The 13,561-nt window shown below is 35.3% G+C and carries 13 protein-coding genes; 4 read left to right on the forward strand and 9 right to left on the reverse strand.

The annotated features are described in order from the left end of the window. Positions 1-2 precede the first annotated feature (2 nt). Positions 3-1,265, reverse strand: a complete 1,263-nt coding sequence (locus AAA923_RS04680) for a methionine gamma-lyase family protein (RefSeq protein ID WP_338215006.1) — start codon at positions 1,263-1,265, stop codon at positions 3-5. Between the two features lie 535 nt (positions 1,266-1,800). Further along, positions 1,801-3,888: a putative ornithine decarboxylase gene (locus tag AAA923_RS04685; protein WP_338215008.1), complete on the reverse strand. Its 2,088-nt coding sequence runs from the start codon at positions 3,886-3,888 to the stop codon at positions 1,801-1,803. A 246-nt stretch (positions 3,889-4,134) separates the two neighbouring features. Here AAA923_RS04685 and AAA923_RS04690 point away from each other — a divergent pair, with 246 nt between their 5' ends. Further along, positions 4,135-5,583: an APC family permease gene (locus AAA923_RS04690; protein WP_435890161.1), complete on the forward strand. Its 1,449-nt coding sequence runs from the start codon at positions 4,135-4,137 to the stop codon at positions 5,581-5,583. A gap of 89 nt (positions 5,584-5,672) precedes the next feature. On the opposite strand, the gene AAA923_RS04695 is transcribed toward AAA923_RS04690, so the two are convergent. The 6 genes from AAA923_RS04695 to AAA923_RS04720 all read right to left on the reverse strand — a co-directional run bounded on the left by AAA923_RS04695 (position 5,673) and on the right by AAA923_RS04720 (position 10,034). Then, on the reverse strand, positions 5,673-5,957 hold the full coding sequence (locus AAA923_RS04695) for a RelB (RefSeq protein WP_338215009.1): 285 nt from the start codon (positions 5,955-5,957) through the stop codon (positions 5,673-5,675). 392 nt (positions 5,958-6,349) lie between these two features. Further along, entirely contained in the window at positions 6,350-6,652 is a 303-nt protein-coding gene (locus AAA923_RS04700) for a hypothetical protein (RefSeq protein WP_338215010.1), read from the reverse strand. A gap of 75 nt (positions 6,653-6,727) precedes the next feature. After that, positions 6,728-7,237, reverse strand: a complete 510-nt coding sequence (locus tag AAA923_RS04705; protein WP_338215012.1) for a LytTR family transcriptional regulator DNA-binding domain-containing protein — start codon at positions 7,235-7,237, stop codon at positions 6,728-6,730. Positions 7,238-7,253: 16 nt separating this feature from the next. Then, positions 7,254-7,472 carry a response regulator gene (locus tag AAA923_RS04710; RefSeq protein ID WP_338215013.1) on the reverse strand — a complete coding sequence of 73 codons (219 nt, stop codon included), beginning with the start codon at positions 7,470-7,472 and terminating at the stop codon, positions 7,254-7,256. A gap of 3 nt (positions 7,473-7,475) precedes the next feature. Further along, a complete protein-coding gene (locus AAA923_RS04715) occupies positions 7,476-8,666 on the reverse strand; it encodes a sensor histidine kinase (protein WP_338215016.1) in 1,191 nt (396 codons plus the stop codon). A gap of 777 nt (positions 8,667-9,443) precedes the next feature. Then, positions 9,444-10,034: a CPBP family intramembrane glutamic endopeptidase gene (locus tag AAA923_RS04720; protein ID WP_338215018.1), complete on the reverse strand. Its 591-nt coding sequence runs from the start codon at positions 10,032-10,034 to the stop codon at positions 9,444-9,446. Between the two features lie 248 nt (positions 10,035-10,282). Between AAA923_RS04720 and AAA923_RS04725 the strand changes: the two genes are divergently transcribed. Next, on the forward strand, positions 10,283-10,603 hold the full coding sequence (locus AAA923_RS04725) for a bacteriocin immunity protein (RefSeq protein WP_338215020.1): 321 nt from the start codon (positions 10,283-10,285) through the stop codon (positions 10,601-10,603). A 268-nt stretch (positions 10,604-10,871) separates the two neighbouring features. Beyond that, entirely contained in the window at positions 10,872-11,072 is a 201-nt protein-coding gene (locus tag AAA923_RS04730) for a hypothetical protein (protein WP_338215022.1), read from the forward strand. Between the two features lie 39 nt (positions 11,073-11,111). Here AAA923_RS04730 and AAA923_RS04735 read toward each other — a convergent pair whose 3' ends face one another. Further along, positions 11,112-11,579 carry a hypothetical protein gene (locus AAA923_RS04735; protein WP_041501015.1) on the reverse strand — a complete coding sequence of 156 codons (468 nt, stop codon included), beginning with the start codon at positions 11,577-11,579 and terminating at the stop codon, positions 11,112-11,114. Positions 11,580-11,979: 400 nt separating this feature from the next. Here AAA923_RS04735 and AAA923_RS04740 point away from each other — a divergent pair, with 400 nt between their 5' ends. Continuing rightward, complete coding sequence (locus AAA923_RS04740) at positions 11,980-13,344, forward strand: Nramp family divalent metal transporter (protein ID WP_338215023.1); 1,365 nt, start codon at positions 11,980-11,982, stop codon at positions 13,342-13,344. Positions 13,345-13,561 lie beyond the last annotated feature (217 nt).

The following is a 13,561-nucleotide window of genomic DNA, read 5'->3' on the forward strand; positions in this document are numbered from 1 at the left end:
TCTTATTTATAGAATGTCTCTCTAACAGCTTGTGCAATAGCAATCTGCACGTGAGCGTATGACAATCCACCTTGAATATATAGTGAATATGGAGGTCTTAATGGACCATCAGATGACAATTCAATTGTTGAGCCTTCAACGAAACTACCTGAGGCCATAACGACGTCGTCTTCATAACCATCTTGGTGACTAGGGATTGGATCAACGAATGAATTCATTGGTGAATAATGTTGAATAGCAGCACAGAAAGCAATCATTGGTTCTGGCTTTCCAAATGAAACTGTTTGAACGATATCAGTTCTAGGAGCGTCCCATTTTGGTGAAACGTTCATACCCATTTTTTCACAGAGTGCGGACGTAAAAACCATACCCTTCAAAGCTTCACCAGTTGTGTGAGCTGCCATGAAGAATCCTTGATAGAAGTCACGCAAGTAACCCCAAGTAGCACCCTCACCTTTACCAGCACCGGGAACAGTCAAACGTGAACCAGCACCTTCAACTAAATCTTGACGACCAACGATGTAAGCACCACTCTTAACAATTCCGGCACCTGCATTTTTGTACAATGAACCAGCCATAATATCAGCACCGTAGAAAGTGGGTTCTTCCATTTCGGAAAATTCACCGTAACAGTTATCGATGAAAATATTAACATCTGGACGAATTGACTTAACAAACTTGATCATCTTAGCAATTTTTTCAACTGTAAAACTATCACGAACTGCATAACCGCGTGAACGTTGGATAGCAACAACTTTAATTGAGTCATCCTTCAAATCTTTTTCAGCATTATCATAATCAACTGAACCATCATCCAGCAACTCAGTTGTCTTGAAATTAATGCCATATTCTGACATATTTCCGGGCTTATTACCAGCTAGACCAATAACTTCTTGAATTGTGTCATAAGGCGTACCAGTCAAATAATAAAGTGTATTGCCAGGACGCAACATACTGAACAAAGCTGTTGAAATGGCGTGTGTTCCAGAAGCAAATTGTGGACGAACTAGCGCATCGTCAACTTTGAAATAGTCAGCATAAATTTGTTCAATCTTGTCTCGACCAATATCATCGTAACCATAACCAGTTGAAGGAACCAAGTCCTCTTCGCCGACATGATGTTCTCTAAACAAGTTCAAAACACGTTGTTGATTGTAAAGAACTTGTTGATCAATTTCATCCAAACGAGGACGAATCATTTTTTCAACTTTATCGATTTTTTCACTTAAATCCTTAGGTAAATCGTCTTTCCATGATAATGCCATTATTATTTCCTCTTTTTTTCATTGGTTTTTAAATATGCCGTCTCCAGAGCTGGGAAATATTCTCAAGCTGTGCGGAACGGTCCGAGCCAAAGAGCGGTCTCGGACCTCGGTTTGAAGCCTTACCAAAGCCCGGTAAGTCTCCAAACACGTCCGGTGGTATAAGTACGGCACACAAATATTTCCCAGCTCTTCCGACTAATTAATCGTTATAAATTTGATATCAGAATATTCAAATACCTTTATATCAACTAACATAGAGCATATTCTTGTATGTTTTGATTTTTAATACGAGATGAATGAATCCAATCATTAAATTTATCTATATTAATCCCAGTTAACCTAGCCTTCGGGTCGCAGAGATTTCACGTGCAGTGAAAGTTGCGTTAGAGCAGCGATTTTCTGCTCTTACACAACTGACGTATTTTGAGACTTGCGGTTTGTGCAAGGCTCAAAATCGAGATTCGAGACCTTGGCTCGAATCGGTCTCACAGCAGGCGAAAATCTCTGTCACCCGGAGGCGGCATTCTTCAAAACACTACTTTTTCAATACTTCAGCTTGAACTGAAATACTGCCATCCGCATTCTTATTCCAATAGACACCTTGAATTTCAGGTACAAAACCAGGGAATCGCTCAATTGCACCGACTAGGTCTTCAAAATACTTCAAATCAACATCGGCCCACTTCTCGCCAGGTGCCACGATAAATACCCCTGGAGGGTATGGCAATGCTCCCTCGACAGCAACTCGACCTTTGATATCCTTCAAATCAACCAATTCACTCTGATTCTTCATAAACAGTTGATCAGCCTTTGCTGGAGTCATTGTGTAATCTTGCATGTCAGTTTTAGCAAATAGTTCTTTTTGTAAAGTGAAAGTCTTGTTATCACGATAATATTGATGCATTTCTTGACACAACTTTTGTAATGTATAGCCGTTATAACGGTCAGGATACTGTGCTGCTAACCTGGGCAATACTTCAGTCAACGGCGCATCTTCCATATACAATTGTTCGAATTCCAAGAACGCATTTAATAATGTATCCAATTCTTCTTTGGTATCGCCAGGTGTTAGCAAGAATAATAAGGAATTTAAATCATCTTTGGCACGAATGATACGTTTTTCCATTAAAAATTCAGCTACTACTGGACCGGGAATTCCAGTTTCTTGATATTTGGCGTTTTCTACATCAATACCGGTCGTTATAACGGTGATCTTTGATGGATCAATCATCGCTTGTCCGTCAGCCATTTCCTTGAAACCATGCCATTTATCGCCATGGTTCATTTCCCAATACTTGCTATCAGACATTAACTCGTCCGTGCTGATATTTGCAAAGTTATCTGGCACAAATGGGCGGAACAATTTTGATTTCTTCAACAATTCTTTACGCCATTCAATACCTAAGCGCAATGTTTCATCCCACCAGTTGAGGTTGCCTTGACCTGCAGTTAGATAAGCGTTGACAGTCAATGAGGCATAAACTGGATATGAATAACTTGATGTCACAAATTTCAAATAAGCATTGTTAAAATGTTTATGGTCAACATAACGCTCCTGACCTTTCAAATGTGCGTCTTTCTTGAGAATCTGCGATGTTTGAGCTAATCCAGCCTGTTGTTTGTGTAACGATTGAGTAACCAAAATTCCAGGATCTTCGGGACCATATTCCAATGATAATGGCGATAAACGTTTCATAATTGGGACGAATTGCTCGAAGCCACCCCAAGCACAATCGAATAAAATGTAATCGCAGAGTTTACCTATTTTATCAATCATCCATTTAGCATCGTAAAAGACACCGTCATAAGTTTCCAGTTGAACAATTGCCAAACGAAATGGCCGCTTAGCTTGGGCTTTTTCAGGATCAACTTTAGCAATTTCTTTTCTAATATTAGCTTCGTCTAAAGCTTCTGGGTTCATTTCACCAATCAGACCAAGGGCGTTACGGTCAGTTGGAACATAAACAGGTTTTGCTCCGCTCATAACCAAAGCACTGTTATAAAGCGATTTATGATTATTACGGTCAAACAATACCAAATCATCTTGCGCTAACAAAGCACTGGCGCAGATGGAATTAGCACTAGTTGTTCCATTAGTACAGAAGTAAACTTTGTCAGCGTTATAAGTTTTGGCAGCTTTTTGTTCAGCAGTTAGTGGTGTTCCACCATGGGTCATCGTATCGCCCAATTCATCGACCGTGTCGCTCGTATCAGCAAACATCAGGTTCTTGCCAAAGAATCGATTAAAAACGACTCCAGCTGGGTGTTTTTCGTAATACTGGCCATTGTGATGTCCGGGTGTCGTAAAACTAATGGGACGTTCTTTGGCAAAATTGATTAAATCTGTCAAAAATCCTGGCACCATCTTCTCTTGATAAGCTGTTACTTCGGCGCTGATATCTTTTTCAGAAATTTCAGGCGTCTTAATTTGAATAATAGGGATACCAAGTCCTGATGTTCTTTGTAGATCTTTCGCAATACCGATAGCAGTCGTATCATGTTCATTGAGTACGATTGCGGCCAATTCGGCAACGTCGATATCCATCGTAAATGGAACGGTCGACCATTCGATTGCGTCGTTGATTTTCACATCATTACCTGTGGCAATTTTCAAAAAATTCATAAATTTCCCCCTATTTCAATTTATTTTCATAAAAAGTATTGCAAATATAATATAAATACCTATACTTTTCTGGGTATGTTTTTTTAATATTGGAATATTATTTATGAAAAATATTACGGAATTGATTATATATATATATTGAGGTAGTACACAAGTGAAAATGAACAGTTCTTTGCTTACTTTGAAGCCCCCTAACTTCGAAAAGCCTTTCTAACAAGACTTTTAAACAATTCGGGGGAAATAAAATTGGAAACATTAGAACCAAATAAAACACATTATTTAAGATGGCAAGTCATCGCATTGATTGACTTCGTTACTATTATTAGTTTTGAAAATATTTTCTATCCTTTTCAAAACCAAGGTCTTTCCGTGGTTATCTCATGGATCTTCCTATTATTCTCTTATGTTATTCCTTATGCTTTGATTTCCAGTCAAATGAGTTTAACCTTTGACAATCAAGCCGGTGGGCTAGCTTCTTGGGTCCGTCACAGTAGTAACGATACTTTGGGTTACTGGACTTCATGGATGTATTGGGTTCAAAGTGTGCCTTATATCGTGGACGTTTCCAACTCAGTTATCGTTTCATTCAGTTGGATGTTCTTAGGTAACAACACACTGGATGATAAAATGTCACCATTCTGGTTTGGTATTTTAACATTCGTTATTATTTTAGCTTTCATCATGCTAGAAAATGTTATCAAGAACTCACTAGAAATCCTTTCATTGATTGGTGGGGGTGCAATGTTCATCATGTCAGCCCTCTTCGTTTTGCTAGCTGGTTACGCAGTTTTACATGGTCAACATATCGCTACACAACCATTCAACTGGGGTGCTTTCAAACCAACATTTAGTTTGAAATACTTCTCAACGACTGGATTATTAATTTTCGCTATGTCAGGTGCTGAATTAGCGGCTCCTTACGTGGTTCAAATGCGTGATCCGAAACATGAATTTCCTAAAGCTATGTGGCTTTTGGCTATCATGACTGGTTTCTTAACTATCTTTGGTACATTAGCCTTGGCAATGTTCTTCAACGCCAACCACATTCCACATGACTTTAAGATGAACGGTCCCTACTATGCTTTCCAACTATTAGGTAACAGTTTGGGTGTTGGTAAATTATTGATGTACATCTTTGCCGTTGTCCAAGCAATCTTCATGATGGCACAATTAGCTGTCTTGTTGGATGCTTCCAGTCGTGTCTTTGCCGGTGATGTCGCTGACAAATTCATGCCTAAGTGGTTAACTAAGAAAAACAAAAAAGGTCGTCCAATTCACAGTTATACAATGACAACTGGTTTGAGTTTATTCCTATTGTTATTGACAGGTACTTTGCCAAATATCAATACCATTTATAACTGGTTACTAAACATCAACGGAATCATCTCACCATATAAGACTTGTTGGGTCTTCTTCGCCTTCGTAGCAATGCGTTGGAATCAAGATAAGTTCCATTCTGATTACACATTTATCAAGAATAGAACCGGTGCTCTATTAGTCGGTGGCTGGTGTCTCGCTTTTACCTTTATCTGTGCTACTTTAGGATTCATCCCTCAAGAAGCCAAATTTGGTACCGATGCTTTCAACCATCAATTAATGTTAAACTTCATCACCGTTATCGTTTTATTCGGACTTGGCTTCGTTATGCCATGGTTACGTAAACGTGAACAACGTCGTGAAGGTTTGATTGATTAAAGAGGGATTATAAATCAGAATCCTTCTTAGTTTTAGTTCTATGACAGACTATAAAAAAAGTGACTAGATAAATTTTGAATGAAATTTATCTAGTCACTTTTTTGTTCTATTATATCAATCCAAGCATCAAAATCATCTAATGAACCAACAGTCTTTACTTGACCGGCTTCAGCCTCTTCTTTTGCCTCCAGTGCTTCTGATGAATCCAAAAAACTTACTAAACGTACCTCATTGTTAGCAGCTTTAAGCAAAGATAAGCGAATATACTCAGAGACAGTCAATCCTCGCTTAGCCAAATTATTCTTAGCCCTTTCGCTAATATCTGCAGTAACACATGTTGAAACTATTTTATCTTTAATAATACTAGCACTCATAGCATTCGTCTCCTTTTGCTTAACATTGCACTACATCATTGTGTTTTGTTTTAAAACTCTTGCAACTAATTAATTTGCTATTTTTTATTTCTTTGAATTCATCTGAGAATAATAAAAAGAACGTAAGCTAATTATCGCAGACATGTTCAATTAGAAACACAGATCAAAGAGGCCATTATTCACTCAAAGTCATTCGGTGAAAATGGCCTCTTTTTAATTTTGGTCAGCTTGAATCAGATAAATATCATTTTTATCTTTAAATAACATGGCACGAAAAAGCTGTACAAAAGCATTGATAAATATTTTCTAAAGACATTTGTTTTCTGCACCTTCAACCTTTAGCCGAGCAATTAATTCATAATTATGGTATTAATCATCTTTCAGACACTAATTTAAAATTGAGCTCTAAAATCAGTTGGCCCCATCGGACCCCCATCTTTGGCTAACATTATCAATCGCTTCAAACGATTCCAATTAGTTTGGTCGAGTCTTGAATTATTGGATGAATTGGCTAGCAAAATTCCACTGACTGTTTTAGAAGCAATTATTTGAGGTGCACTCTTCTTTTCACTTAGATATGTACCAGCTGTCATTAAAACTTTAAGAATATCTGGATCGGTGTCGGGTTTTTGAGATAAAGAATTGTACATTTCATCGACGATTTCGAAAACCTGTTCATAAACTGACTTTTTCATAGTACATTATTACCTTCTTCAGCATTTATAATAGTTAAATAATATCTCCACGGTAATTAAGCACCAAATAGACGATCAGTCTTTTTTAACAAATACTTGGCTAACCTTTGGAGATTTTCTAAACGAAACATTGCAGCTTATATCGTCAGCCAAATATAATATCCGTTTACGAGAATCATACGAGACTATTTTATCAATATTAACCAGCGAGCTTTTATCAACTCTGAGCAGATTGTCATAATCTTTTTCTAAAGCATTCAAGCTTCCCGGAAATGCCGCATGCCTATTAACAGATTCCAAACTAACTTGTCCTGGCAAAGATTTCTCAGTATGAAGCAGAATCAATTCCTTCATTGGTACAGAAAAATACTTAGATTCAATCTTATATCCAAAGGTCGACTCCCTTTGATATATATCATCCTGATAATACTTTTGAGTCAGCTCAATATCTTCAATGATTTTTTCTTTCAAGGCAGTAGAAGATAAATCTTTAAGTATATAATCCATTGGTGAAATTTTTCTTTCCAAAGTCAAAAATGACAATTCCTCATGCGTTGTTATAAAAACAATTTTTGCATCAGGCATGTTCTCTCTGACAAATTCAGATATTTTCAAGCCAGCCTTGTGTATCATTATCCATTTCCATATCCAAAAAGAATAAGCCATATTGACTCTTTGTGAACACATCAAAAAATGACTTGGTATTTTTGGCTTCCGTCAAGTTCATAGAGTAATCATTTATCATAATGGTATTTTCAATAATGCCTTTATAATATTCTCTTTGAATATCATTATCTTCTAGTAAATAAATTGGAAACAAAAGTTATCTCCCTTCCAGTATTATCAAAGTTATTCGGAAATGGTTCTTAACAATTTCAGTATCTAAATAGAGATTAGATTTGCCATCAACAATATTACTAACATTGGCCAAACCAGTTCCCCTGCCTGTGCCCTTGGTCGAATAACCTTCTTCAAAAATCTTTCGTATATCAATTGAGTGTGATAGTGGATTTTCGATTGATATCTCTAAATTATTGTCATTTTTTATGAATGCTAAACTTATATTTTTATCTTGGCATTTGATTGTCTCTTCAATTGCGTTATCTAATAAGATCCCGACTATTCTTATAATATCTAATACATCGTCAGTTATATTAACAGATTCAAAAATCTCTACATTTAACTTAACTTGATTTGATTTTGCTTTAAAAAATTTCTGAATAATTAATCCCTTGAGAGGTTCGTTATTTATCAGTTTATATTCTGAAATAATCTTTCCCTCTAAATCCGAATTAAACTCCTTTTGCTGAGATAATTCCTTATATAGCTTTTCATAGCTATCATCAACATCTTCATTAGATCTGACATTCATCGACAAAACAATATTTTTAAAGTCATGTTTAAATTTTCGTAAATCATCATACTGTTCTTGAATGTTTTCCAAATATTCACTTAATTGTTCATTTTGCTTTCTTTCATCGCCCATTTTTTGACGAGCTGAAAACACACGAATTAAATTTATCATTTGCCATATCATTAAAAACAAAAAAGAGGTATACATAACCAATAAAGTTCCTTGAATAAAAATAGTTATCCCTTCAAAATCTCCAATAAATAAAATAAGTTCAAATGAAATAAATAACGATAACAGCATCCAAAATATCTGATTCTCAAGTTTCAACGATGATATTTTATTTTGTATTTCAGTTATCTTTAGGGAATTTTCCTTAAGCACAATAATGATGGTACCCACAATTATGGCATTAATTATCAAACTGAAAACGGAAATTAAATTATTTCCTACAGTCCCGTGATAATTTCTAAAAAAGCTATATCTGACTGCTCTTCCTATAAATCCACTGGAAATATATATAATTACTTCCAAAAGAACTGAAAAGATAAATGGATTGATAAAATCCGCAGATTGTAACCAATCCTTATTTTTAATGAATTCATAAATAATGAAGCAAGATAGAAACAGAACATAACTGAAATCATCAAAGATTATTCCCATAAATCCCCAAAATACAGAATTTATAATAATTTTAAAGTAATTGATATTCTTAAATTTTAGGCCAAAACTAGAATACAAAATTAAGATAAAAAATATGACGAGACTATCTAAAATACATTCTAAAGGAAAAGATATATACATCATTGAAACAAATATTTATCCTCTCCACTTGAAACCTCTAGTAGTTCTTTTTCCATTAGCTTGGCCCCCAAAAAAGTTTGTTCTTAGTAATTAAATATATATCGTTATGAAATCTTGATAGCTCACATATCAGCTCAGTATTATCAAGGTTATTCGGAAATGATTCTTAACAATTTCAGTATCTAAATAGAGATTAGATTTGCCATCAACAATATTACTAACATTGGCCAAACCAGTTCTTCTCATTATTTATCCCCTTATCGCAATTTCAAAAAATCACATTATATATAAATCTTCTTTAATAATCATATACGTTAATTGACTATTCTCAAGTTCCTTATTTAATTAATCATTTTAGATATCAAAGTCTTTACGTTTTATATAAAATCCATCAATCGTAAAATCGATTGCAGCGGCAAGCGTAATCCAAGTTAAAAGCGAATAATTATGACTATAAAACAATTCTGTGATTACATTTATCCATACGATGATTGCTATCCAAATCGAACCTGTTTTATAAAATTTGAAATTGAACTTTCTATTTTTCATCATTCGTCTTCATCACTTTATCTATAAGTCTTAATTTATTTATATGTCTGGTTATTAGTACTGCAATTAAGATAAATACTAAGCAAATTACATAGGAACTATCAAACTGCCTGTTCTCAAATATAGAGCAGTCAAAATTGCCCCCAATCCAGTCGCCTGAATCATTTGAGCTAAAGTATTTGCCAATGGTTGCACACGAACATTGCTAAAATGATATAGTCCAAAGATAATACCTGAAATTATTAGAATGCCAAAAACTTTTAAATAAGATTTTTTACCTTCAAATAGAACAGTAGCAATTTTACCTGTGATCAAACCACGATTGATATATTCTTCACCAATCGCCGTGAGTAGCATTAGGACGGCCCCGTCAGCACCCCGGCTTGGCTTATAAATAGTTAAAGCAATACTTAAAATAATGATTAAACTCATTCCAATAATCGTCTTCTTAGTAAAATCCACTTTCAAATATACTTTTTGTTTAAATAAATATGCATTCAACGCAAAGTACATGGCAAATTCCAGAACTTTATAAATATCGTTCCCAATTACAAAAGTCCCAGCTGGCCACACTTTATGCATCACTGGTATCAATATAAAATTGTCTAGAATTTGACCAACTATAAAAAACAAAAATACAAATAGAATACTATCTCGATACTTATCTAAAAATTTCATTACGGTTATACTCATTATTTAAGGCCCTTTCCCTAGACTATCAAAATTATCTTTTATTCCATTTTTAATTATAAAGATGATTTTAAAATAACTACGAAACATTTATTAACGTCGTATATTTACACATTATCGATTATATTTTTAACAATTGTCATCGATTCAGGAAGAATATTAGCCCTATTCAAGACATTTCATCCCCCACTTATGGTCATCGACGTATTATACAGATAGGAAAAGAGGTTATAGAAATGGAAGATACAACCTTATTTAATTTAATCGATGCTTCCTATGATGAAGATCTTTCAAATCAACCCGCCGACTACAAAAAGTGTCTTTTACAAGGTGCTGAGGAGCTGAACAATGGCAACAGTAATATTAGCGTATGTTTAACTATCTATCAGGGTTATCACAATAATTTCATTGTTCCAATGACACTGCCGCCTAAAAATAGAGAACTATATCAATATATTAAAAATAAACTTAACGACCCTAGCCAAAAGACAATGCGTGATGCCAAACTAGGCTACGGTTTGATTGCGACACACTTTACCTTTGGTCCATTAAATTAAAAATTTCTAAGTCACAAAAAATAAGGGTTGTGACATAACTATTTTTGTCTTAAATATGCAGCATAAACGTGTAACAAAACATGACTTTTTCAGCTTAAAACAAGTGTCTCCAGCAATCTAAAATCATGTTGTGAAGACCTTCTTAGATTTAGTTTTTTTATGCTCTTTTTCACATGGAACTTGCCAAAGCACCATGTGAAAAGGCTTTCGTAAAAATAAAAGAATATTCTATTATTCTTAGGATTTAAAATGAAAGAAGTGATATCTGATGATGATGTATCCATATTTGAAATTAGGCCCTAGAGATGGAGTCTTGTTGATTTCAGTTTTTATTATGTTAGGTTTAACACTAGTTTTTAAATGGTCTGTATGGGAATTTTTGTTCTCAGTTGTTGCAGTCATAATTTCGTTCTTAGCAGGAAACATGAAACCAAATGAGAAGAACGTGCTTGCCTTCTTGAAAAAATAATTTGATATAAAAAAATAGACCCCACACGAGGTCTATTTTTTATATCTGCCCAACTTCAACGGAAGCGTCATTAGACAATTTCTTCTGTAAATATTTTTCCATTTCTTTATAGGAAATATTAAAATTCATTTCCACTTGTTGTGGTCGTTTAGTGTTAAAGATCACTGCTACCTTTGGCTTACGTCCATCAATTTCGATTGGAATCAACGTTACGTGAACTACCGAAGCATAATCTAACACACCCGAATAGAAACCGTTCAAGACGATTTTCTTTTCGCCGACACCTCCGACACCATTCATGATATTTAACAACATGAACAACGCTACCATGACGATATACGACAATTGATTGGTTGGTGAAACTAACAACCATGCGCCGATGAAGGCCGCAAAGATTAATGATGAAACTTTATAAATCGATCTGATTTCAATCTGTGATTGCCAATAAACATTAAAGACAGCACCGAGAAAAAAGATGACATCAACTATTAATAGTATTGTACTCATTTAATTTATCCCTTTTCTAGTCATTATAATTAATCTGATTTTATTTTCAAAAATACTTATGGACTAAGTTTAACAGTAAATCGACTACTGAGGTAATAGCCCCATTCCATCTCTTTGAATTAGTCTGTAGAGCTGGAGCTCCGTAGACTTACTACCTATATTGTATCGTACTTAGGGAGTAAATTCATGATAGTACTCTTTTATTGGTCAAATGCATATTTGTGTTCAGTCAATTTCATAAAATATCATAAATTAATCTATTTTAGAAAAGCTCAAAAACGCCTTGACATCAACTTTAATCTAGTTTTTATTAGGTAGACTTAATTTTTTTGTTTATAGGGTTTAAAGTCAGTCTCTAACATGATATTATATCTGGAGACAAAAAAAGGGGGATATAAGCTTGAGTGAAAAAAATAAAAAGCACGAAAGCCTTATTCATTATGCTAACGGCCCTTCCTTGGAAGAAATTAACGACACCGTTGAAGTTCCGACTGATGCTGGTTTCTTTAAAACCCTATTAGCATATAGTGGTCCCGGCGCATTAGTTGCCGTGGGTTACATGGATCCAGGTAACTGGGTTACATCAATTGCCGGTGGGGCACAGTTTAAGTATAAATTACTATCCGTTATCTTGATTTCTAGTTTGATTGCGATGCTTTTGCAATACATGGCAGCTAAACTAGGCATTGTGACCGGAAGAGATTTGGCTCAATTGACTAGAGATAGAAGTTCCCGTGTGGGTGGCTTTATCCTTTGGGTAATTACTGAGTTAGCCATAATGGCAACTGATATTGCAGAAATTATTGGTTCCGCAATTGCGTTGAAATTACTATTTAATATACCGGTACTCTGGGGTGTCATCATCACCGCCTTTGACGTATTGTTACTACTGGTATTAATGAAGTTAGGTTTTAGAAAAATTGAGGCTATCGTAGCCACATTAATCATGGTTATTCTCTTTGTATTCTTATATGAAGTTATCCTAGCAAGACCAGATATGGGCCAAATGGTCGTCGGTTTTGTGCCTGATCCAAAAATTTTACAAAACCAAAGCATGCTTTACCTATCATTAGGTATCGTTGGTGCAACGGTTATGCCACATAATCTTTACCTGCACTCTTCAATTTCACAGGCCAGAAAATATGACCGTAGCGATTCAAAGAGTGTTCATCAAGCCGTTCGTTTCTCAACTTGGGATTCAAACATTCAATTAACTTTAGCCTTCATCGTTAATACTTTGCTATTACTATTAGGAGCTGCTTTATTCTATGGTACAAACAGTGATTTAGGACGTTTCGTTGACTTGTTCAATGCACTTCAAGATCCTAAAGTTGCTGGTGCAGTTGCCAGTCCCGTTCTAAGTATTCTCTTTGCGGTAGCACTTTTGGCTTCTGGTCAAAACTCAACTATCACCGGAACACTTTCAGGACAAATCGTTATGGAAGGTTTCGTCCACATGAAGATGAAACTTTGGGTACGAAGAGTTATCACACGTTTGTTGTCAATTCTTCCAGTTATCACCTTCGCCATTATGTATAACGGTAACGAAGCCAAAATCGAATCACTTTTGACATTCTCACAAGTATTCTTGAGTGTCGCATTACCATTCTCGATTTTCCCATTGATTAAATTCACTAGCAATAAAGAATTAATGGGTGAATTTGCCAATAATAAATTTGTCGAGTATTTAGGATATTTTATCGCTATTGTGCTGACAATCCTTAATGTTTGGTTGATTTATACTACATTTGTTCCTGGTGTATAGAAAAATGTCGCCTGCGGTTTACAGATAATTAGCCTGCTATGAGGACCGGTGCGAGTCAAGGTCTCGCCCCTCGATTTGAAGCCTTGCACAAACCGCAAGTCTCCAAACTCGCCCTGTGGTGTAATGGCTAAAGCCATAACGCCACCTCCATAGCGGGCCAATTATCTGTAACCCTCCGGCTAAGTTATCTATTCAATATTTATTTCATACTCAAATT

The sequence above is a fragment of the Companilactobacillus muriivasis genome (assembly GCF_036246245.1).
Lineage (GTDB): Bacteria > Bacillota > Bacilli > Lactobacillales > Lactobacillaceae > Companilactobacillus > Companilactobacillus muriivasis.